This is a genomic window from Streptantibioticus ferralitis (assembly GCF_029223525.1).
Classification (GTDB): Bacteria; Actinomycetota; Actinomycetes; order Streptomycetales; family Streptomycetaceae; genus Streptantibioticus_A; species Streptantibioticus_A ferralitis.
This window is the reverse complement of the sequence record NZ_JARHTQ010000001.1, coordinates 295,490-318,145: the sequence shown is the minus strand read 5'-3', so window position 1 is coordinate 318,145 and position 22,656 is coordinate 295,490. Positions and strand designations below refer to the sequence as shown.

Annotated in this window: 14 protein-coding genes; 4 read left to right on the top strand and 10 right to left on the bottom strand. The window is 70.6% G+C overall.

The features are described 5' to 3' along the window. The first annotated feature begins 14 nt into the window (after positions 1-14). Positions 15-224: a hypothetical protein gene (locus tag P2L57_RS01455; protein ID WP_275806840.1), complete on the top strand. Its 210-nt coding sequence runs from the start codon at positions 15-17 to the stop codon at positions 222-224. 121 nt (positions 225-345) lie between these two features. Here the strand turns inward: P2L57_RS01455 and P2L57_RS01450 are convergent, their stop codons facing one another. Then, on the bottom strand, positions 346-1,035 hold the full coding sequence (locus tag P2L57_RS01450) for a response regulator (RefSeq protein ID WP_275806837.1): 690 nt from the start codon (positions 1,033-1,035) through the stop codon (positions 346-348). After that, positions 1,032-2,579: a sensor histidine kinase gene (locus P2L57_RS01445; protein WP_275807590.1), complete on the bottom strand. Its 1,548-nt coding sequence runs from the start codon at positions 2,577-2,579 to the stop codon at positions 1,032-1,034. Before P2L57_RS01445 ends, P2L57_RS01450 begins: the two co-directional genes overlap by 4 nt. Positions 2,580-2,829: 250 nt before the next feature. Between P2L57_RS01445 and P2L57_RS01440 the strand changes: the two genes are divergently transcribed. Continuing rightward, a complete protein-coding gene (locus tag P2L57_RS01440) occupies positions 2,830-4,191 on the top strand; it encodes a cation:dicarboxylate symporter family transporter (protein WP_275806834.1) in 1,362 nt (453 codons plus the stop codon). 10 nt (positions 4,192-4,201) lie between these two features. Here P2L57_RS01440 and P2L57_RS01435 read toward each other — a convergent pair whose 3' ends face one another. Next, on the bottom strand, positions 4,202-4,801 hold the full coding sequence (locus P2L57_RS01435; RefSeq protein ID WP_275806831.1) for a TetR/AcrR family transcriptional regulator: 600 nt from the start codon (positions 4,799-4,801) through the stop codon (positions 4,202-4,204). A gap of 167 nt (positions 4,802-4,968) precedes the next feature. On the opposite strand from P2L57_RS01435, the gene P2L57_RS01430 reads away from it, so the two are divergent. Next, entirely contained in the window at positions 4,969-6,561 is a 1,593-nt protein-coding gene (locus tag P2L57_RS01430; RefSeq protein ID WP_275806829.1) for an MFS transporter, read from the top strand. A gap of 128 nt (positions 6,562-6,689) precedes the next feature. Here the strand turns inward: P2L57_RS01430 and P2L57_RS01425 are convergent, their stop codons facing one another. From P2L57_RS01425 to P2L57_RS01405, 5 genes are all read right to left on the bottom strand, one after another. Further along, complete coding sequence (locus P2L57_RS01425) at positions 6,690-7,232, bottom strand: XRE family transcriptional regulator (protein WP_308292419.1); 543 nt, start codon at positions 7,230-7,232, stop codon at positions 6,690-6,692. Positions 7,233-7,484: 252 nt separating this feature from the next. Beyond that, the gene (glgB, locus tag P2L57_RS01420; RefSeq protein WP_275806823.1) at positions 7,485-9,959 is read right to left on the bottom strand and encodes a 1,4-alpha-glucan branching enzyme; all 2,475 of its coding nucleotides are present in this window, start codon (positions 9,957-9,959) and stop codon (positions 7,485-7,487) included. 31 nt (positions 9,960-9,990) lie between these two features. Then, complete coding sequence (locus P2L57_RS01415) at positions 9,991-11,517, bottom strand: maltokinase N-terminal cap-like domain-containing protein (protein ID WP_275806820.1); 1,527 nt, start codon at positions 11,515-11,517, stop codon at positions 9,991-9,993. Positions 11,518-11,982: 465 nt separating this feature from the next. Then, positions 11,983-13,698: a maltose alpha-D-glucosyltransferase gene (gene treS, locus P2L57_RS01410; RefSeq protein ID WP_275806817.1), complete on the bottom strand. Its 1,716-nt coding sequence runs from the start codon at positions 13,696-13,698 to the stop codon at positions 11,983-11,985. Continuing rightward, on the bottom strand, positions 13,695-15,695 hold the full coding sequence (locus tag P2L57_RS01405; RefSeq protein ID WP_275806814.1) for an alpha-1,4-glucan--maltose-1-phosphate maltosyltransferase: 2,001 nt from the start codon (positions 15,693-15,695) through the stop codon (positions 13,695-13,697). The genes treS and P2L57_RS01405 overlap by 4 nt, the downstream gene beginning before the upstream one ends. A 490-nt stretch (positions 15,696-16,185) precedes the next feature. Between P2L57_RS01405 and glgP the strand changes: the two genes are divergently transcribed. Next, positions 16,186-18,813, top strand: coding sequence for an alpha-glucan family phosphorylase (gene glgP, locus P2L57_RS01400; protein ID WP_275806810.1), 2,628 nt, complete (start codon positions 16,186-16,188; stop codon positions 18,811-18,813). A 130-nt stretch (positions 18,814-18,943) separates the two neighbouring features. Here glgP and P2L57_RS01395 read toward each other — a convergent pair whose 3' ends face one another. Beyond that, positions 18,944-20,812: an ABC transporter ATP-binding protein gene (locus P2L57_RS01395; protein WP_275806806.1), complete on the bottom strand. Its 1,869-nt coding sequence runs from the start codon at positions 20,810-20,812 to the stop codon at positions 18,944-18,946. Continuing rightward, positions 20,812-22,653: an ABC transporter ATP-binding protein gene (locus tag P2L57_RS01390; RefSeq protein ID WP_275806803.1), complete on the bottom strand. Its 1,842-nt coding sequence runs from the start codon at positions 22,651-22,653 to the stop codon at positions 20,812-20,814. Before P2L57_RS01390 ends, P2L57_RS01395 begins: the two co-directional genes overlap by 1 nt. Between the last annotated feature and the right edge of the window lie 3 nt (positions 22,654-22,656).

Below are 22,656 nucleotides of genomic sequence, written 5' to 3'. Positions count from 1 at the left end.
AAGGCGAGTAACAAGTGCTCGAAGCAGGGGCCGTAGTACGGGACGTGAAGACCGACCGCGTCGGCGTGGTGATCGGGATGAATGACGGGCGGGTGAGCCTCCGACCGGCGGGTGGCGGGGCGCCGTGGAGCGCGCGGCGGGTGGATGTGTGTCCGGCGGGTCCGATGGAGGAGTTGCGGGCCCGGGTGGCCGAGGTCAACGCCTGGTCGGGGTGGGGGCGGTGAGCGAATCCGGCTGCGCGGAGTGTGAGCGACTCAAGGCCGAAGAAGTGGCCGCTCGCCGGGAAGGGGACCACAGCCGAGCCGTGGACTGCCGGGTCCTGGCACGGCGGCACCAGCAAGCCGTTCACGGTGAGACGGCTGACCAGCGGTAGCACAGCTCCGGGCGCCCCACCTGGCCGTACTGCGGGCTGCGGACCGCCCGGCCCGTCTCCACCAGGTGCTCCAGATAGCGGCGGGCGGTGATGCGGGAGACGCCAACCGTACTCGCAGCGGCACCCGCTGACAGGCCGTCACCAGCGGCATCGCGTAGCGCAGCCGTCACCGCGTCCAGGGTCGGGGCGCTCAGCCCCTTGGGCAGGGTGGCCGCCTCCGAGCTGCTGCGCAGTACGGCCAGGGCGCGGTCCACCTCGTCCTGGCCGCTCGCCTCGCCGCCGCCCGCCAACTCGTCGCGGAAGCGCGCCCATCGCTCCATCCGGTCGCGCAGCGCCGGGAACGTGAAGGGCTTGAGCAGGTACTGGACCACGCCCACCGAGACCGCCTGCCGGACCACGTCCAGGTCGCGGGCCGAGGTCACCGCGATCACGTCGGCCGTGTGGCCCGCGGCGCGCAGCGAGCGTACGACCTGAAGGCCGTGGCCGTCGGGCAGATGCAGGTCGAGCAGGATCAGGTCGACGGCCCTGCGGTCCAGGAACCGCAACGCCTCCGCGCCGGAGTGCGCGACGGCGGCCACCTCGAAGTCCGGCAGCCGCTCGACGTACATCCGGTGTGCGGCCGCCGCGACCGGATCGTCCTCCACCACCAGTACCTGGATCATGATCTGGCAGCCTCCCGTACCGGAAGTCGGACCGTGAAGACCGCACCCTCCTCGCGGTCGACCCGGACCGCTCCGCCGCATCGGCGTGCGGCCTGCTCGACCAGCGCCAGGCCGATTCCGCGACCGCCGCCCTCCTTCGTGCTCCAGCCGCGCCGGAACACCTCGCGCAGCGCCTGCGGATCCACCCCGCGCCCCGAGTCGGCCACGCGCAGCAGCAGTTCGCCGCCGTCAACGCGGGCGGTGACCTCGACGTACGGGCGCCGTGCGACCGTGCCCGCGCCCTCGACCGCCGCGTCCAGGGCGTTGTCGACCAGGTTGCCGAGGATGGTCACCAGATCGCGGGGGTTCAGCGGGACGCCCTCCACGATGCGGCTGTCGGGGGTGATCCGGAACTCCACTCCGCGTTCGCTCGCCTCGGCGGCCTTGCCGAGCAGCAGCGCGGCCAGCACCGGTTCGGCGACCGCCGCCACCACCTGGTCGGTGAGCGCCTGGGCCAACTCCAGTTCCGCGGTGGCGAATTCGACCGCTTCGTCGACCCGGCCCAGTTCGATCAGCGAGACGACGGTGTGCAGACGGTTCGCCGCCTCGTGCGCCTGTGAGCGCAGCGCCTCGGTGAAGCCGCGCTGGTTGTCCAACTCCCCGGCGAGCGCCTGGAGATCCGTGTGGTCGCGCAGGGTGACCACGGTGCCGCGCTGCTCCCCGCCGGTCACCGGCCGGGTGTTGATCACCACCACCCGCTCGGCGGTGAGGTGCAGTTCGTCCACCCGCGGTTCGGCGGCCAGCAGGGCGCCGGTCAGGGACGGCGGAAGCCCGAGTTCCGCCACGTACCGCCCGACCGCGTCCTCCGGCAGGCCCAGCAGCTCCCGCGCCGCGTCGTTGCACAGGGCGAGCCGCCGTTCGGCGTCCAGCAGCACCAAGCCCTCACGTACGGCGTGCAGCGTCGCCTGGTGGTAGTCGTACATCCTGCTCAGGCCCTCGGCGCCGAGGCCGTGGGTGTGCCGCCGCAGCCGCCGGTTGACGAGGTACGTGCCCGCGCCGCCCACCACCAGCGCGGCCAGCGCTACGCCGACCAGTGCGGCGAGGTGGCCGCGCACCTCGCTGCTGATGGTGGCGACCGTGATGCCCACGCTGACCAGTGCGGTCACCCTGCCGTTGCCCTCGACCGGGGTCACCACCCGGACCGAGCGGCCGAGGGTGCCGGTGTAGGTCTCGGTGAAGGTGCGGCCGTGGAGCGCGGGCGCGGTGCTGCCGAGGAAGTGCCCGCCGATCTGGCGGGGGTCGGGATGGGTCCAGCGGACACCGGCCGGGTTCATGATCGTGATGAAGGTGACGCCGGTGTCGCGGCGCACCCGTTCGGTGTACGGCTGGAGTACGGCGGTGGGGTTCGCGGCGCTGACGGCGGTGTGTACCAGCGGCGAGTCGGCGATGGTCTGGGCGGTGGCCGTCACCTTGTCCCGTGCGTCGTCCTCCGCCTGCCGCTGGGTGTACGTGTATGCCAGCACCGCGCAGCAGACCAGCACCACGGCGACCACGACGACCTGCATCGCGAACAGCTGTCCGGCGAGGCTTCGGGGGCGCCTCCCGCGCGGGGGTCGGGTGTTCTTCTCCGGGGGTTTCACCCCAGGACCCCTTCGCCCGGCACGGGGCGTTCCGGTACGGCGGGCTATCGGCATGGGGTCAGTGTGCACAGGTTCCGTGAACTCTATGAACGTAAACGTGACCGCCGTCACGTCGACCGCGCATAGTCACCGGAACCGACCGGTCGGGACGCCGGTGGTACCTCAGGAGGAAGCGATGGCAGAGCCGACGCCCGCGCGCCCACGCCGGGACCGCACCCACTTTCTGTATCTCGCCGTCATCGTGGCGGTGCTGGCCGGAATCGTGCTGGGGCTGGCCGCTCCGGGCGCGGCCAAGGAACTCAAGCCGCTCGGCACCGGTTTCGTCAGCCTGATCACGATGATGATCTCGCCGGTCATCTTCTGCACCATCGTGCTGGGCATCGGCTCGGTGCGGAAGGCGGCGAAGGTCGGCGTGGTGGGCGGGCTGGCGCTCGGCTACTTCCTGGTGATGTCCACGGTGGCGCTGGCCATCGGGCTGGTCGTGGGCAACTTCCTGCACCCGGGCAGCGGTCTGCACCTGACCGCCGCCGCGAAGGCCGCCGGGCACGGTCAGGCCGCGGGGGCCAGCCAGGGCGGTACGGACTTCATCCTCGGGATCATCCCCAAGACCCTGCTGTCCGCGTTCACCACCGGGCAGGTGCTGCAGACGCTGCTGGTGGCGCTGCTCGTGGGCTTCGCGCTGCAGGCCATGGGCGGCGCCGGGGAGCCGGTGCTGCGCGGTATCGGGCACCTCCAGAAGCTGGCCTTCCGGGTGCTGTCAATGATCATGTGGGCGGCGCCGGTCGGGGCGTTCGGCGCGATGGCGGCGGTGGTCGGCGCGACCGGCGTCGGGGCGCTCAAGGCGCTGGCGGTCATCATGGTCGGCTTCTACGCGACCTGTTTCCTGTTCGTGGTGGTGGTGCTCGGCGCCGTGCTGCGGCTGGTCTGCGGGGTCAGCGTGTTCTCCCTGCTGAAGTACCTGGCCAGGGAGTTCCTGCTGATCTTGTCGACCTCCTCGTCGGAGTCCGCGCTGCCGAGGCTGATCGCGAAGATGGAGCACCTGGGCGTGAGCCGCCCGGTGGTCGGCATCACCGTCCCCACCGGCTACTCGTTCAACCTCGACGGCACCGCGATCTATCTGACGATGTCCTCGCTGTTCGTGGCCGACGCGCTGGGCAAGCCGATGGCCCTCGGGCAGCAGATCTCGCTGCTGGTCTTCATGGTGATCGCCTCCAAGGGCGCGGCGGGTGTCACCGGCGCGGGTCTGGCGACGCTGGCGGGCGGGCTGCAGTCGCACCGCCCGGACCTGGTCGACGGGGTGGGGCTGATCGTCGGCATCGACCGCTTCATGAGCGAGGCGCGGGCGTTGACGAACTTCGCGGGCAACGCGATCGCGACGGTGGTCATCGGCACCTTGACCAAGGAGTTCGACCACGATCGGGCGCGTACGGTGTTCGCCGGTCAACTGCCGTTCGACGAGACGGTGTTGGTCGACGACGGCCGGCCCGCGGCGCGGCCGGAGGGTGTCGGGGGCGTGCAGGAGCCCGCGGTCGTCTGACGCGTTCGGGCTACCGGACCGCGACCGCCTCCGCGAGGCGCGCGGCCCGATCGGCGGGCACGCCCGCTGCCGTCAGTGCGGTGACGGCGGCGGCGCTGCCCGCCTTTCGCGGTGGCAGGGCGCCGTCGTTGACCGCCTGCATCAGGCCGAACAGCACCTGCTCATGGACGTAGGCGAGGGCTTCGGCGGGCAGCGGTGAGGTGAACACGCCCTGGTCCAGGCCGTGTTGCAGCAGTTCGGTGCAGGCGCGGCGGACCGGCTCCAGGCGCCGCATGATGCCCTCGACGGTCACGCTGCGCTGGGCGAGGGAGACCAGCAGCCGGTAGCGGTCGGCGATCTCCCAGACCGCGAGGATGCTGCGGGCCAGCGCCTCGGCCGGATCCTCCACGTCGCGCAGGGCGGCGGAGTGCGCGGCGGCCACGGCCTCGGCGGCATCGTCGGTCAGCGCGCTGATCAGCGCGTCGCGGCTCGGGAAGTGTCCGTAGACGGTGCGGCGTACGACGCCCGCGGCGCGGGCGATCTGGTCCATGCTCGCGTCCGGGTCGCGCAGCAGCTCGGCGAGCGCGACGTCCATCAGTCGGCGGCGGTTGGCGTCGGCTCGGCCGGTCATGGCTGGTTCCTTCCTGGGTCCCCTGCGAACGCTCCCGCGGAACGGGGGTCCGCGAATCCTACGGGTGTGGGCCCTCCGTTCATTTTGCACATCGATGTGCAATGGCGTAACTTGCACATGGCTGTGTAATTGCACAGGCGTGTGCAAGATCTTGGGAGGGTGGAACCGTGCGCCTCGTCCTGACCGAACCGGTCGAGTCCATGGACCGGCCGTACGCCCGCCGGTGGTGGGCGCTACTGGTGTTGTGTCTCAGTCTGCTGATCATCGTGATGGCGAACACCTCGCTCACCGTCGCGGCCCCCGACATGACCGCGGACCTCGGCCTGACCAGTTCTGACCTGCAGTGGGTCATCGACGGTTACACCGTCCCGTACGCGGCGCTGATGCTGCTGCTGGGCGCGATCGGCGACAAGTACAGCCGCCGTGGGGCGCTGCTGCTCGGTCTTGTGGTCTTCGGCGCGGCGTCCGTCGCCGGGTCGCTGGTGCACAGCGCCACCGGAGTGATCGCGGCGCGCGCGGTGATGGGGGTCGGCGCGGCCATGATCATGCCCGCCACGCTGTCGCTGCTGGCCGCCACCTTCCCCAAGGCCGAGCGGGCCAAGGCGATCACGCTGTGGACGGCGACCGCGGGTCTGGCCATCGCGGTCGGACCGCTGGTCGCGGGGATGCTGCTGCAGAACCACAGCTGGTCCTCGACGTTCCTGATCAACGTCCCGGTGGCGGCCGTCGCGCTGGTCGGAGCACTGGTGCTGATCCCGCCGTCCAAGGCGGCGCACCACGGTCGGATCGACGTGGTCGGCGGACTGCTGTCGGTGGTCTCGCTCGGCGCGCTGGTCTACATGATCATCGAGGGCCCGCACTTCGGCTGGGGCACCGCGGCGATCACCGCCGCCGTCATCGCGGGCGTCGGCCTGATCGCCTTCGTGCTGTGGGAGTCGCGGCACCCGCGCCCGGTGCTCGACGTACGGCGGTACCGCGACCGCGGGTTCGCAGGTTCCAACCTCGCCGTGGCGCTGTTCTTCCTGGCGGTCTTCGGCGCCTTCTACTTCCTCACCCAGCATCTGCAGTTCGTGCTCGGCTACAGCCCGTTGGACACCGGGGTGCGGATGCTGCCGCTCGCCGGGGCGGTGTTCGTCGGCGCCGCGCTGACCGGCGTGCTGACGCCGCGGCTCGGCATGAAGGTGACGGTCACCACGGGCATGGTCGGCGGCACGGTGGCGCTGGCGCTGCTGACCAAGGTGGACGCGGGCTCCTCGTACGGGGACCTGGTCATCCCGCTGGTGGTGCTCGGCCTGGCGATCGGGCTCAGCCTGTCGCCGTGCACCGACGCGATCATGGGGGCCTTCCCGGAGTCCGAACTGGGCGTCGGCGGTGCGGTCAACGACACCTCGCTGGAACTCGGCGGCTCGCTGGGCATCGCCATCCTCGGCTCGGTGCTGTCCGGTTCGTACTCCTCGCACCTCGCCGACGCCGTGCACGGCAAGCTTCCGGCCGCCGCACTGTCCACCGCCCAGGACTCGGTGGGCGCGGGGCTCGCGGTCGCGGGCAAGGTCGCGGCGCAGGCCGGGCCGCAGCAGGGCGCCGCCATGGTGCACGCGGTGCACTCCGCGTTCTCCGAAGCGGTGGCGCACACCAGCCTGGTCGGAGCGATTGTGCTGGCCGCGGGCACGGTACTGGTCGCGGTGCTGCTGCCGCGCCGCCGCCGGGCCGCGGTCGCGGAACCCGCCGTGGAGCGGGAGTTGGAAGCCGTCCGGGGGTAACCCCGGAGGCTCAGCGCCGCCAAGGGTTGTGCCCGCCCGTTCCGCCGGGGGGGCACCTCCCACGCCCTCAAGGCAGTGGGGGAGGAACGACTGCCCACAACCCGCTGGCGGAGGGGCTGTCCGCAAGCCTACGGCTCCAAGAGCTTCCAGAAGTGGTCGAGGATCTTCGCCAGGTACGGTGCGCCCTTGTCCTCCGCGGAAGCGGTCGCGCTCCAGCTCAGGGTGGAGGTCATCAACGACTGGTAGTCGTTGTGCAGTTGGCCGAGCGCCCGCTCGATCCGCTCTCTGGGCAGCGGGACGATCGCGTTGACCGGCTTGACGTACGCCTGCCAGCGCACCGCAGCCGCCGAGCGTAGGTATTCGGCCAGCTTCCGGTCCCGGCCGGTCACGGTGACCAACTGCGCCAGGGTGAGGCCGAGGGCCGCGCCGAGCGCGGCGGTCTGCCGCTCGTCACCGGTCCAGCGGTTGCGCTCCTCCATCTTCTGGTACTCCCGGGGGCGCAGGCCGGTGCGGAACGCCACGTCCTCGACGGCCAGCCCACGGGCCCAGCGGTGCTCGCGCAGCGTGGTGGGCACGCCGAGCAGATCGGAAGGCGCGCACCACAGCGCACCGGCCAGCGCGGTCAGCTCCTGTTCGGTGGGGACGGCGTCTCCCTGCTCCCAGCAGAGCACGGTGTCGGGCCCTATCTGCAGCCCAAATGAGGCCCATATTCCATGGGAAACATGGGCGTGTGACATTCCAAGCTGCTGGCGCATGCGCCTTGCGGCGGCAGCATCGAAGGGGGGCGGCACCCGGTCAGAGTACGGCCGATCACCCCGCGTAACGCACCGTGCGGACCGATGAATCGGCGGCTGAAAATCGCCGCCGATTTCGGAGTTTCGTACAGCTTGGGGTGCTCGACTAGGCCGTATTCAACATCGGATTCAACCAGGTCGCAGCCAGATGGTGGCCAGCGGCGGCAGGGTCAACACGCTCGACACCACACCGGAGTTGCCGACCCCGCCGCCACCGTACGCCGCGCTGTCCGTGTTCAGCACCTCGCGCCAGCCGCCGTGCCCCGACGGCGGGTTGACCTTGTAGTCATGGCGTACGACGGGGGAGAAGTTGCTGACGCAGACCAGCGGACGGCCGTCGGTGCCATAGCGGACGAACGACAGCACGTTGTCGTCGGCGGCGTGCGCGTCGATCCAGGCGAAGCCCGCGGGATCGGTGTCCAACTCCCACAGCGCGGGTGTGGACAGGTAGTACGTGTTGAGGTCCCGCACCAGATCGCGGACGCCGGTGTGGTCCCCGGCGGCGCTGTACCCGGGGTCGGTGAGCCACCAGTCGGGACCGGTGTCATGCGACCACTCCGCCCCCTGCGCGAACTCCTGCCCCATGAAGAGGAGTTGCTTGCCCGGGTGCGCCCACATGAAGCCGAGGTAGGCGCGATGGGTGGCCCGCTGCTGCCACCAGTCGCCCGGCGCCTTGGCGACCAGGGCGCGCTTGCCGTGGACCACCTCGTCATGCGAGATCGGCAGCACGTAGTTCTCCGAGTAGGCGTAGACCATGGCGAAGGTCATGTCGCCGTGGTGGTGCTTGCGGTGCACCGGCTCATGGGAGAGGTACGACAGGGTGTCGTGCATCCAGCCCATGTTCCATTTCAGCCCGAAGCCCAGGCCGCCCGCGTCGGTCGGCCGGGTCACGCCGTCCCAGGCGGTGGACTCCTCGGCGACGGTGACGATGCCGGGGCAGCGCCGGTAGACGGTGGCGTTCATCTCCTGCAGGAAGGAGACCGCGTCCAGGTTCTCCCGGCCGCCGAAGGCGTTGGGCGACCACTGGCCGTCCTCACGCGAGTAGTCGAGGTAGAGCATCGAGGCGACCGCGTCGACCCGCAGCCCGTCGATGTGGAACTCCTCAAGCCAGTACACCGCGTTGGCCACCAGGAAGTTCTTCACCTCGGTACGGCCGAAGTCGAACTCCAGGGTGCCCCAGTCCGGGTGCTCGGCACGGCGCGGATCGTCCGGCTCGTACAGCGGGGTGCCGTCGAACCGGGCCAGCGCCCAGTCGTCCTTCGGGAAGTGCGCGGGCACCCAGTCCATCAGCACACCGATCCCGGCCTGATGCAGCGCGTCGATCAGGTACCTGAAGTCATCCGGCGTACCGAGCCGGGCGGTGGGCGCGTAGTACGAGGTGACCTGGTAACCCCATGAACCGCCGAACGGATGCTCGGCGACCGGCATCAGCTCCACGTGCGTGAAGCCCAGGTCCCTGACGTAGGCCGGGAGTTGCTCAGCGAGTTCGCGGTAGGTCAGGCCCGGCCGCCAGGACGGCAGATGGACCTCGTAGACCGAGAACGGCGACTGGTGCACCGGCCGTGTGCCACGGTGAGCCAGCCACTCCTGGTCGTGCCAGGTGTGACGGGTGTCCTCGACCACCGAGGCGGTGGCGGGCGGCGTCTCGGTGCGCCGGGCCATCGGGTCGGCCTTGACCACCTGCCCGCCGTCCGCGGTGGTGATCCGGAACTTGTAGAGCGCGCCCTCGCCGATCTCGGGGACGAACACCTCCCAGATGCCGGAGGAGCCGAGCGAGCGCAGGGGATGGCCGGTGCCGTCCCAGTAGTTGAAGTCACCGACCACCTGGACACCGCATGCGTTCGGTGCCCACACCGCGAACCGGGTGCCGCGGACTCCCTGGTGGGTCATCACTCGCGCGCCGAGGGCCTGCCACAACTGCTCGTGCCGTCCCTCGTGGATCAGGTGCAGATCCAACTCGCCCAGCGACGGCAGCAGCCGGTACGGGTCGTCGACCTCGTGCTCCCCGTCGTCGTACGTCACCAGCAGCCGGTAGTCCGGGATCTCCCGCAGCGGCAGCACCGCGCTGAACAGCCCCCGGCCCTCCGAGCGCAACTCCACCCGTAGACCAGGAGCGACCACGGACACCGCCCGCGCGTACGGGCGCAGCGCGCGCACCGCGATCCCGCCCGCGACGGGGTGCGCGCCCAGCAGTGCGTGCGGGTCGTGGTGGGCACCGGCGAGCAGCCGGTCCGTCTCGCCGGGATCGATGGCGGTGGCCGGTCGCGCCCCGCCCGAGGCGCGCACCACCCGTGGTGTGGCGGCCGGCGGTTCGGGAGCGGCCGGGGGTGCGGGGGCCGCTGGCGGTTCGGCGGCGGGGGGTGCGGGCGGGGCAGGGTACGCCGGTGCCTTGGGGCTCGCGGCGTCCGACGGCCTGCGGCGCGGGGCGGTGCCCGAGGCGGGCGGGCGGTTGCCCGGGGTGTAGCCGCGGGCGGCGGCCTCCGGTTGAGTGCCGGGCGCCGCGGGGATCCCGGGTTTCGCGGGGTTGGAGAACGGGAGGAAGGTGGCTGGTACAACGGATGCCGTCTCCCCGGGGGTCGGGCGCGAGGGATCGCGGGGAATCACGGTCAGGTCCTCCTCGGACGGTGAGTTGGGGTCAGCGGGGAGCGGGCTCGCTCAGCCGCTGGATCGCGGCCATCGGGATGGGCAGCCACTCGGGGCGATGGCGGGCCTCGTACAGCACCTCGTACACGGCCTTGTCGGTCTCGTACGCGCGCAGCAGCACCCGTGCGTCCCGCGGATCGTGCCCGGAGCGCTCCGCGTAACCGGCGCAGAAGGCCGCGCGGTGGCGTTCGGCCCAGGCGGCGGCGTCCGGTGCGGCCGGGTCGTGGTGGCGGGCCGCGTAGTCGAAGGACCGCAGCATGCCCGCGATGTCCTGGACGGGTGACTGCGGCCGACGGCGTTCGGAAAGCGGACGGGCGGGCTCGCCCTCGAAGTCGATCAGCACCCACCCTTGGGCGGAGGTGTGCAGCGCCTGGCCGAGATGGAGGTCGCCGTGGATCCGCTGGGCGGGCAACTCCACGGCGGAGCGGGAGAGTTCGGCGAGGTCATGGAAGGCGCCGCGAAGCCGCTCGGCGTACCGCCCCAGGGCGGGCACCGCGGCCGCCGCGGCGTCGAGCCGGTCGGCCATCGCGGTCGCGAGCAGCCGGATCTGCTGGCGGCGCAGGGTCGCCCCGGGCAGTGCGCGGGCCAGCGCGGCGTGCACTTCGGCGGTGGCGCCGCCGAGCGAACGGGCGTGCCCGGTGAAGTCGTCGTGGGCGGCCACCGCGGCCAGTGCCAGCTGCCAGCCGTCGACGGAACCGGGCAGATACCGTTGCAGGACGCCGAGCGTGGCGGGCTCCCCGTGCAGGCCGAGCGCCTCCACCCAGGCGACCGGCGCGGCCACCCGGGTCGAGCCGGTGCGGGCCAGGGCGAGCGGGAGTTCCAGGTCCGGATTGGCGCCGGGGGAGACCCGGCGAAATAGCTTGAGGATAAACGTATCTCCGTAAACCACGGAGGAGTTGGACTGCTCGATGCCGGACAGCCTGGGGGCGAGTCCGGCGGGAATCGAGATGCCCGACTCGGCGGAGAACCGCAGTGGGCCGGTGCGGCCGGGCGTGCGTAGTCGTTCCAGCAGCAGGGTGGCGAGCCGGGGATCGTACAGCGCCTCGTACACCGTGAGTCCGGCCAACGGGCCGCCGGTGGCGTGCCCGATCAGGGCGGGCGCCAACGGCGGTGGCAGCAGCGGACGGGTGCCGAGCACCAGTTGGTAGCAGTCCGGGGGGACGCCGGGTTGGTTGACGTCGAGCAGCAGATGGAGCAGTCCCGCGCCGCCGACCCGCCCGTCGAGCGGCAGCAGCTCCACCGCGCTGACCAGATCGAAGCCGGAGATCGGCCGCCCCTTACCGGCGAACCACCGCTGCCGCGGCAGCCATTCGCGCAGCAGCGGTGTCAGCGCCTGCAACAGCCCGGAGCCCGCGAGTGACGTTCGCGCCCGTACGGCGGTGCCGTCGCCGAAACCCGTGCCGGTGCGCCCGGCCGCACCCGGCCGGGTACCGGGGGCGGGGTGGTCGGCGTCGTATGCCGGTTCCTGGCACGGGTCCTGACCCGTGACCGGAGGGCGGAGCCGCGAGGTATCCGACATGGCGTCCTTTCCTCGGGCATCGCACGCCCGTTCAGTGCGATGGTTGGCATCAGTGAAGGGGTGCGCGGCGGCGGGTGTCCGGCGGCGGGACCGTGTCGGACGAAGGACCATCCGAGTAGGTGGCGCAAGTGGCGTAGACGTCGTGTCCGACGCCGCTTTGGTAACGGTGAGCCTGCCCTGACGCTTCGCTGTGAAACTCGGGCCATTCCGGCGGATCTACCGGTGGGGTTGCGGTGGCCGCGCACACCGCCGGTCCGTGCCATGGGGGTTGCACGCCGTCCCGGCGGACATGTTCGGGGGCAGGCCCTCGAACCCCCGGAGCGCGGGGGCTCGCCCGCAGCGGGACAGCGGAGGTTGGGGAGTTGACCCAACAGCGTCTTCCGCCGCGACGGCGAGCAACCACGACGAAGGAGCCCGGCGGTCTCGAACCCACCGCAACCCCACCCAGAAGGCGCCCGGGAAGCATCACACGTCGCGCCGCAGGCGGAACCAGTAGAAGCCGTGGCCTGCCAGGGTCAGCAGGTACGGGAGTTCGCCGATCGCCGGGAAGCGGACCCCGCCGATCAACTCGACGGGATGGCGGCCTTCCCAGGTGTGCAGGTCCAACTCGGTGGGCTGCGGGAAGCGCGAGAAGTTGTTCACGCACAGGACGAGGTCGTCCCGCTGCCCCTCAGCAGAGGGAGCCTCGCGCAGGAAGGCCAGTACCGCCGGGTTGCTCGACGCCAGTTCGGTGTAGGAGCCGAGACCGAAAGCGGGGTTCTGCTTTCGGATCTCGATCATCCGGCGGGTCCAGTGCAGCAGCGAACTCGGGCTGCTCATCTGGGCTTCGACGTTGGTGACCTGGTAGCCGTAGACCGGGTCCATGATCGTCGGAAGGTAGAGGCGTCCTGGGTCACAGGACGAGAAGCCGGCGTTGCGGTCCGGGGTCCACTGCATCGGGGTGCGCACCGCGTCGCGGTCGCCCAGCCAGATGTTGTCCCCCATGCCGATCTCGTCGCCGTAGTAGAGGATCGGCGAGCCGGGCAGCGAGAGCAGCAGTGCGGTGAACAGTTCGATCTGGTTGCGGTCGTTGTCCAGCAGGGACGCCAGCCGCCGCCGGATGCCGATGTTGGCGCGCATCCGCGGGTCCTTGGCGTACTCCGCGTACATGTAGTCGCGCTCTTCGTCCGTCACCATTTCGAGGGTCAGCTCGTCATGGTTGCGCAGGAAGATGCCCCACTGGCAGTTGGCCGGGATCGCCGGGGTCTTGGCGAGGATTTCCGAGACCGGGTAGCGGGACTCGCGGCGTACCGCCATGAAGATCCGCGGCATGACCGGGAAGTGGAACGCCATATGGCACTCGTCGCCGCCGCTGGGGAAGTCGCCGAAGTAGTCGACCACGTCCTCCGGCCACTGGTTGGCCTCGGCCAGCAGCACCGTGTCCGGGTACTGGGCGTCGATCTCGGACCGTACACGTTTGAGGAACTGATGGGTGGCCGGGAGGTTCTCGCAGTTGGTGCCCTCCTCGGCGTACAGGTACGGCACCGCGTCGAGGCGGAAGCCGTCGATGCCGAGGTCCAGCCAGAACCGAAGGCCCGCGATCATCTCTTCCTGGACGCGCGGGTTCTCGTAGTTCAGGTCCGGCTGGTGGGAGAAGAAGCGGTGCCAGTAGTACTGCTTGCGCACCGGGTCGAAGGTCCAGTTGGAGGTTTCGGTGTCGACGAAGATGATCCGTGCGTCCTGGTACTGCTTGTCGTCGTCGGCCCAGACGTAGTAGTCGCCGTACGGTCCGTCCGGATCCGTGCGGGAGGCCTGGAACCACGGGTGCTGGTCGCTGGTGTGGTTCATGACGAAGTCGATGATGACGCGCATGCCGCGCTGGTGGGCGGCGTCGACGAACTCCACGAAGTCGGCGAGGTCACCGAACTCGGGTAGTACGGCGGTGTAGTCGGAGACGTCGTACCCCCCGTCACGCAACGGCGAGGCGAAGAACGGCGGCAGCCACAGGCAGTCGACCCCGAGCCACTGGAGGTAGTCCAGTTTGGCGGTGAGGCCCTTCAGATCGCCGATGCCGTCGCCGTTGCTGTCCTGGAAGGAGCGGACCAGCACCTCGTAGAAGACCGCGCGCTTGAACCAGTCGGGGTCACGGTCCTTTGCGGGCGTGTCCTCGAAGGTGTCCTGGACGGGTTCGTTGACTGTCAATTGGGTGACCCTCCGATCGTTGAGGACGGTCGCAGGGACAGCAGGTGCGCGGGGCGGGACCCCGGTTCCAGACGCACGTAGTTGTCCCTGCCCCATTGGTAGGTCTCACCGGTGAGCTCATCGCGCACCGGGAAGGTCTCGTGCCACTCAAGGCCGAGATCCGGCATGTTCAACGAAACGGTCGCCTCACGGGTGTGGTGCGGGTCGAGGTTGACGACCACCAGAACGGTGTCGTGTGCGCCCTCCTGCGTCGGCACCCGCTTGGAGTACGCGATGATCGCGTCATTGTCGGAACCGTGGAACCGCAGGTTCCGTAGGTACTGCAAGGCCGGATGGCGCCGCCGAAGCCGATTGAGACGAGTGATCAGCGGGGCGAGGGAGCGGCCCTCGGCCTCGGCGCGCGCCCAGTCGCGCGGGCGCAGCTCGTACTTCTCGGAGTTCAGGTACTCCTCGCTGCCCTCGCGGACCGGGGTGTTCTCGCACAGTTCGAAACCGGAGTAGACGCCCCAGGTCGGCGAGAGCGTGGCGGCCAGCACGGCTCGTACCTCGAAGGCCGGGCGCCCGCCTTGTCGGAGGTAGGCGTTGAGGATGTCCGGAGTGTTGACGAAGAGATTGGGCCGCATATAAGAGGCGGCATCCTCGCTCAACTGCGTGAGATATCCAGTGAGTTCGTCCCTGGTGTTGCGCCAGGTGAAATACGTGTACGACTGCTGGAAACCGATCGTGGCCAGCGTGTGCATCATCGCGGGACGGGTGAAGGCCTCGGCCAGGAAGATCACATCCGGGTCGGTGCGGTTGATCTCCGCGATCACCCTTTCCCAGAACACCACCGGCTTGGTGTGCGGATTGTCCACCCGGAAGATCCGCACGCCGTGCTCCATCCAGTGCCGCAGTACCCGCAGGGTCTCCCGGGTGAGCCCCTGCATATCGGTGTCGAAAGCCAGCGGATAGATGTCCTGGTACTTCTTGGGCGGGTTCTCCGCATAGGCGATCGAACCGTCGATCCGATGTGCGAACCATTCGGGGTGTTGTTTGACCCACGGATGGTCGGGCGAGCACTGCAGCGCGAAGTCGAGTGCCACTTCCAGCCGCAGCTGCCGCGCCCGCGCCACGAAGGCGTCGAAGTCGTCGAGGGTGCCCAGATCGGGGTGGACCGCGTCATGGCCACCGGCGGCAGAGCCGATCGCCCAGGGTGAGCCGACGTCATACGGCCCGGCGGTCAGCGAGTTGTTCGGGCCCTTGCGGAAGGCGGTGCCGATCGGATGGATCGGCGGAAGGTACACCACGTCGAAGCCCATCGCGGCGATCGCGGGCAGCCGCTCGGCCGCGGTGCGCAGCGTCCCCGAGCGTGGCGGCACGCCCTCCTTGAGCACCGCGCCCTCGGACCGCGGGAAGAACTCGTACCAGGAGCCGAACAGTGCCCGTTTGCGCTCCACCTGAAGCGCCAACGGCCGGGAGGCACTGACCAACTCGCGCAGCGGGAAGCGCTCCAGGACCTCCACGACCTGTGCGGACAGAGCGGCCGTCAGCCGCTGATCGGCGCCGCGCTTGTCGTCCCGCAGCGCGTCCACCGCCTCCAGCACCAGCGCGCGGCCGTCCTTCTTCGGCACGCCGGCCGCCGCGCGCTCATGCAGCGCCGCGCCCTCGGCCAGCACCAGATCGGTGTCGATACCGGCCGGGATCTTGATCCGCGCCGTGTGCCGCCAGGTGTTCACCGGGTCGGACCACGCCTCCACGGTGTACGTCCAGCGCCCCTCGGCCGTCGGGGTGACATCGGCCCCCCAGCGGTCGGTGCCCGGGGCGAGTTCACGCATCGGGGTCCAGGGGCCGGACCGCCCGGCCGCGTCCCGTAGCACCACATTGGCGGCGACCGCGTCATGGCCTTCACGGAAGACCGTGGCGCTGACCTGGAAGGCTTCGCCTACCACGGCTTTCGCGGGACGTCTCCCGCAGTCCACCAGCGGGCGGAGATCCAGTACGGGGATACGACCGATCATTTGCTCACCTGGGCTTGCGTCGTTATGTGGTCTCGGTGCCCCCAATGCCTTTTGTATCTGCTCCCTCGACTGTGCACTCGTCTGCATGGCCGCTCCTGAGCGCGTTCACTCGGTTGGAATGGACGAGACATGACGGAGTAACAGGGTGCGGGGCGTCCTGGAAGCCTTCCCGGAGACTCCTCCCGAACACCATCTTTCGGACCGAGGACGCTCGTACGAAGGGGTGACGCGGTGATGAATCGCCGACCGTGGAACGGCCGGCAGATGACGAGTCAGGGCCGTAAGGGTGAAGGACCGTGCTTCGCGCCCCCGAGAACACCGCGGGCGCCACGGGGAAGCCTTACGTAGGAAATCGTCCTGTACAAGGGACCCGGAGGGAAGGGAATCAGCCAAACCGCGGACACGCCCGAAACGCAAAGGATCTCCGGGATCCTCGCCGAGGAAAGCCGACTTCGGGTGAAACCGGCCGCCGCGCCGCTACCTTCGTACCGTGAAGGCTATCCGTCGATTCACTGTCCGTACGGTCCTCCCCGAACCCCTGCGCCCGCTCGGCGAGCTGGCCCAGAACCTGCGCTGGTCCTGGCATCAGGAGACCCGCGAGCTGCTGCAGTCCGTCGACCCCGGTGGATGGCGGGCCGCGGGCGGCGATCCGGTCCGGCTGCTGGGCGCCGTACCCGCGCAGCGGCTGGCGGCACTCGCCGAAGACCGCCGGTTCCTACGGCGGCTCGCCGCCGCGGCCGAGGACCTCTCCGACTACCTCACCAATCCGCGTTGGTACCAGAGCGCGCACGGCCATGAACTGCCGTCCGCCATTGCCTACTTTTCGCCCGAGTTCGGGATCACCGCAGCCCTGCCGCAGTATTCTGGGGGGCTGGGCATCCTGGCCGGAGACCACCTCAAGGCCGCCAGCGACCTCGGCGTACCGCTGATCGGCGTAGGACTGCTGTACCGGCACGGGTACTTCCGGCAGTCGCTCTCCCGTGAGGGCTGGCAGCAGGAGCACTATCCGGTGCTCGACCCGCACGAACTGCCGCTGACCCCGCTGTGCGAGGCCAACGGCAGTCCCGCGCTGGTCACCCTCGCCCTGCCCGGCGGTCGGTCGCTGCGCGCCCGCATCTGGAAGGCGCAGGTCGGCCGGGTGCCACTGCTGCTGCTCGACTCGGACGTCGAGGAGAACAACCAGAGCGAACGCGAGGTCACCGACCGGCTCTACGGCGGTGGCAGCGAGCACCGGCTGCTGCAGGAGATGCTGCTGGGCATCGGCGGGGTGCGCGCGGTGCGCGCCTACTGCAAGCTCGCCGGACACGCCGAGCCCGAGGTGTTCCACACCAACGAGGGACACGCCGGGTTCCTCGGCCTGGAGCGGATCCGAGAACTCCATGACGGGCCGGACGGGTTGGAGTTCGACGCGGCGCTGGAGGCGGTGCGCGCCGGGACCGTCTTCACCACCCACACCCCGGTGCCCGCCGGGATCGACCGGTTCGCCCTCGAACTGATCGGCCGTCACTTCGGTGAGGGCGGGGAACTGCCGGGGGTGGACGTCGACCGGGTGCTCGACCTCGGCCGGGAGAACTACCCCGGCGGCGACCCCGGGGTGTTCAACATGGCCGTGATGGGCCTGCGGCTGGCCCAGCGGGCCAACGGGGTGAGCACCTTGCACGGTGCGGTCAGCCGGCAGATGTTCGCCGGACTGTGGCCGGGATTCGACCCGGAAGAGGTGCCCATCCGGTCAATCACCAACGGGGTGCACGCGCCCACCTGGGTCGCCCCCGAGGTGTTCCGGCTCGGCGCCCACCAGGTCGGCGTGCAGCGCACCGAGGACGCTTTGGCGGTCGGCGGCTCGGAAACCTGGGAGTCGGTCGCCAACATCTCCGACGCGGCGATCTGGGAGGTACGGCGGGGACTGCGCGAGCAGCTGGTCGAGGAGGTACGGGCCAGGCTGCGCGCCTCATGGCGGCAGCGCGGCGCCGGAGCGCTGGAACTCGGCTGGACCGACGAGGTACTGGACCCCGACGTGCTCACCATCGGCTTCGCCCGCCGGGTGCCGTCGTACAAGCGGCTGACGCTGATGCTGCGTGACAAGGACCGGCTCACCGAACTGCTGCTGCACCCGCAGCGCCCGGTCCAGATCGTGGTGGCGGGCAAGGCGCACCCGGCGGACGACAGCGGCAAGCGCCTCGTACAGGAGCTCGTGCGGTTCGCCGACGATCCGCGGGTGCGGCACCGCATCGTCTTCCTGCCCGACTACGGCATGGCGATGGCCCAGCACCTGTACCCGGGGTGCGACGTCTGGCTGAACAATCCGCTGCGCCCGCTGGAGGCGTGCGGTACGTCGGGGATGAAGGCGGCGCTCAACGGCTGCCTCAACCTGTCGGTGCTGGACGGCTGGTGGGACGAGTGGTTCGACGGCAACAACGGCTGGGCCATCCCGACCGCCGACGACGGTTCCGGTGAGGACCCGGAGCGCCGCGACGACATCGAGGCGGCCGCGCTGTACGACCTGATCGAGTCGCGGGTCGCCCCGCGGTTCTACGACACCGACGGTGGTGGGCTGCCGCGCCGGTGGATCGAGATGGTCCGGCACACCCTGGTCACCCTGGGGCCCAAGGTGCTGGCCGGGCGCATGGTCCGCGAGTACGTGGACGAGCTCTACGCGCCCGCCGCGTTGGCCCACCGCACGGTGACCGCCGAGGCGGCGCGCGACCTCAGCGGCTGGAAGGCCAGGGTGCGTGAGCAGTGGCCGCGGGTCGCCATCGACCATGTCGAGGCCGGATCGGCGGGCGGCACCGCGGAGTTGGGCTCCGCGCTGGCGCTGCGGGTGCGGGTGGCGCTCGGCGATCTCGACCCGCAGGACGTGGACGTGCAGGTGGTCTCCGGCCGGGTGGACGACTCCGACCGGATCGCCGACGCGTCAGCGGTCTCCCTCAAACCGGCGGGCCGTCCCGATCTTGAGGGCCGCTGGCTGTTCGAGGGCCCGCTGGCACTGGACCGCAGCGGCCCCTTCGGCTACACGGTGCGGGTGCTGCCCGCGCATCCGCTGCTGGCGTCCGCCGCCGAACTGGGCCTGATCGCGGTACCGGCGGAGGCGGCGGGGATGACGGCAGGCGTTCTGCGGTAGCCTCGCCGTCCCTTGGCCCCGCGGCGGGCCTGGGGGCGGGGGTGAGGTTCGCGCTCACCCGCTTCGGCGGGTGGGCGGCTGCCCTCCAGGGGCTGCGGCGCCGGCATCCCGCGGCGGCCTGGGGGGCGGTTCACACCAGGCTGTCGCGCCACGCCTGGTGGAGATGGGCGAAGCGGCCGCTGCCGTCGATGAGTTCTGCCGGAGTGCCGTCCTCGACGACCCGGCCGGACTCCATCACCAGCACCCGGTCGGCGATCTCCACGGTGGACAGGCGGTGCGCGATGATCACCGCGGTCCGGCCGTGCAGCACCGTGTCCATGGCCTGCTGCACCGCACGTTCACTCGGCACGTCCAGCGAGGAGGTCGCCTCGTCCAGTACCAGTACCGCCGGATCGGCGAGCAGCGCCCGGGCGAAGGCCACCAACTGGCGCTGCCCGGCGGATATTCGGCCACCGCGCTTGCGGACGTCCGTGTCGTAGCCGTCCGGAAGCGCCGCGATGAAGTCATGCGCGCCGATCGCCTTGGCGGCCGTCTCCATCTCCGCCGCGGTGGCGTCCGGGTTGCCCAGCGAGATGTTCTCGGCGACCGTTCCGGAGAACAGGAACGACTCCTGGGTGACCATCACCACGCCGCGCCGCAGTTCCGGCACGGTCAGCTCACGCAGGTCGACGCCGTCCAGGGTGACCCGGCCGCCCGTCGGGTCGTAGAACCGGCACAGCAGCTTGGCCAGTGTGGACTTGCCCGCGCCGGTCGCGCCGACCACCGCCACGGTCTGGCCCGCGGGTATGGACAGATCGAAGCGCGGCAGCACCTCGCCACCGGTCCGGTACCCGAACCGCACGCCCTCGAAGGCCACCGTCCGGCCGGGGCGGTCACCGGACTGCACGGGCAGCGCCCTCGGCCTGGCGGGCTCCGGCACGGACGGCCGCTGCGCCAGCAGTCCGGCGATCTTCTCCAGGGAAGCCGCCGCCGACTGCCAGGAGTTGAGGAACATTCCCAGCGGATCGATCGGCCCGTACAGCCGGCGCAGATAGAGCACGAAGGCGGCGAGCACACCGAGCTCCAGCGAGCCGGAGGCGACCCGGTAGCCGCCCCAGAGCACCACCAGCGCGACCGAGGTGTTGGCGATCAGCCAGGACGTGACGTTGAACCGGCCCATCTCCACGATCGCATCGCCGTTCGCCCGCTCGTGGGTGCGGTTCAACTCCGCGAACGCCGCGTCGTTGTCCCGCTCCCGGCGGAACGCCTGCACCGGCCGGATCCCGTTCATGGTCTCGGTGAACCGCACGATCACGCTGGCTATCGCGGCGGACCGCCGGGTGTACACCCGGCGGGACCGGCGGTGGAAGGACCGCATGACCCAGGCGAGCGGCAGCGCGGTGGCCAACGCGAACAGGCCGAGGGCCCAGTCCAGATACAGCAGCACCAAGCCGATGTAGAGCACCGAGAGGGCGACGTCGAACAGCTCCTGCATGCCCTCGGAGAGCAGTTCGCGGAACGACTCCACATCGGAGGTCGCGCGGGCGATGATCCGTCCGGAGGTGTAGCGCTCATGGAAGTCCAGGCCGAGTGCCTGCGCATGGCGGAAGATCCGGCCGCGCAGGTCCAGCAGCACGTCCTGGCTGACCGTGCCGGACAGCCTGATGAACGCCCGCTGCAGCACCCCGGCCAGCAGCGCGCAGCCGAGGTACCCGACGGCGGTGGCGATCAGCGGCCCCTTGTCGTGGGCGCGCAGTGCCGGGATCGCCCGGTCGATGGCGTACGCCACGATGAGCGGACCGACCTGCACCGCCGCCTGCTGTACGACCAGTACGACGGCCGCCAGCCAGACGCGCGCCCGATACGGCCGCAGCAACTCGCGTAGCAGCGCGCGTGTGGCGCCCTTGGGCGTGGGCAGCACATCGCGGTCGTAGGGATCGCTCTTCTGTCGCGCCGGCTCGGGCGGGTCCGCTCCGGGCTCGTCGCTTCCGTCCACCGGCCGGTCGGCGAGGGTGGTCATCAGGCGGCGCTCCTCTCGTCGGTGTCGCCGGACATCAGGTGGTGGTACTCAGGGCAGTCGGCCAGGAGTTGGTGGTGGGTGCCGACCGCCGTGATCCGGCCGCCCGACAGCAGCGCCACCCGGTCGGCGAGCAGCACCGTGGACGGCCGGTGGGCGACCACCAGCGCGGTGGTGGTCGCCAGCACCTCGCGTAGCGCGCCCTCCACCAGCGCCTCGGTGTGCACGTCCAACGCGGACAGCGGATCGTCGAGCACCAGGAAGCGCGGGCGCCCCACCACCGCGCGGGCCAGCGCCAGCCGCTGCCGCTGACCGCCGGACAGGCTCAGTCCCTGCTCGCCGACCTGGGTGTCCACACCATGCGGCAGCGCGTCCACGAAACCGCACTGCGCGGTCTCCAACGCCCACCGCAGATCGGCGTCGCTCGCCCCGGGCGCACCCATCAGGACGTTGTCGCGGACGCTCGCGGAGAACAGCGTCGGCTCCTCGAAGGCGATCGACACCATGCCGCGCAGCTGCTCGCGGGTCAGCCGCGCGGTGTCCGCACCGTCCAGCGTGATGCGGCCGGCGGTCGCCTCGTACAACCGGGGGATGAGCGCGGTGAGCGAGGTCTTGCCCGAACCCGTCGCCCCGACCAGCGCCAGCGTCTCGCCGGTCGGTATGTGCAGATCGATTCCGGTCAGCAGGTCCGCGGTGCCGTCCGGGGCGTCCGGATAGCGGAACCGGACACCGCTGAAGCGGATCCCGTCCTGGCCGCGTACGGTCCGGTCGGCGTCGGGCCGGTCGGCGTCGGGCCGTTCGGGCTCGGGCGCGGTTTCCGAGGGCAGCCCGGTGTCCATCACCTCGAAGTACCGGTCGGCCGCGGTGGCCGCCTCGTTGCTCATGGACAGCAGCCAGCCCAGTGACTCGACGGGCCAGCGCAGCGCGAGCGCCGTGGAAAGGAAGGCGACCAGGGTCCCCGCCGACAGCCGGTCGTCGGCCACCTGTACGGCACCGACCACCAGCGCCACGCCGAGCGCCACGTCCGGCACCGCCGTGATCAGCGCCCACAGATCGGCCAGCAGCCGTGCCTTGCGCAACTCGGTGCCCCGCAGTGCGTGCGACTCGCGGCGGAACGCCTCGGCCTGGCTGCGGTGCCGACCGAACGCCTTGATGATCCGGATGCCCAGCACCGACTCCTCGACCAGCGTGGTCAGATCGCCGGTCTGGTCCTGGGCGCGGCGCGAGGCCAGTGCGTACCGCGACTCGAAGTACGAGCAGAGCAGCACCAGCGGCACCACCGGGACCAGCAACATCAGCCCCAGAGACCACCGCTGGACGAGCAGGATCGCGAAACCCACCAGGACCGTACTGGAGTTGACGACCAGGAAGACCATCGGGAACGACAGGAACATCCGCAGGATCTGCAGGTCGTTGGTGCCGCGAGAGAGTAACTGCCCGGATCCCCAGCGGTCGTGGAAGGCCACCGGCAGCCGTTGCAGATGCCGGTAGAGATCGGCCCGCATCCGTGCCTCAAGCCCGGCCATCGGCCGGGCGATCAGCCAGCGGCGCACCCCGAACAGGCCGGCCTCCAGCAGCCCGAGCAGCAGCACGAGACCGCCGCCCAGCCACACCCCCGACGGATCCCGGTGCGCCACCGGGCCGTCCACCATCCACTTGAGGACCAACGGGATCAGCAGCGCCAGACAGGACGCCGTCACCGCCACCCCAGCCGACCCGAACAGCCGCGCGGATACCGGCCGTACATACGGCCACAACCGCACAAGCGACCGCACCGCCGACCGTCGCGCCACGGCCCGCGCCGCGCCCTGGCCGTCCTCTGACCCACCCTGTTCGCCTGCCATCGC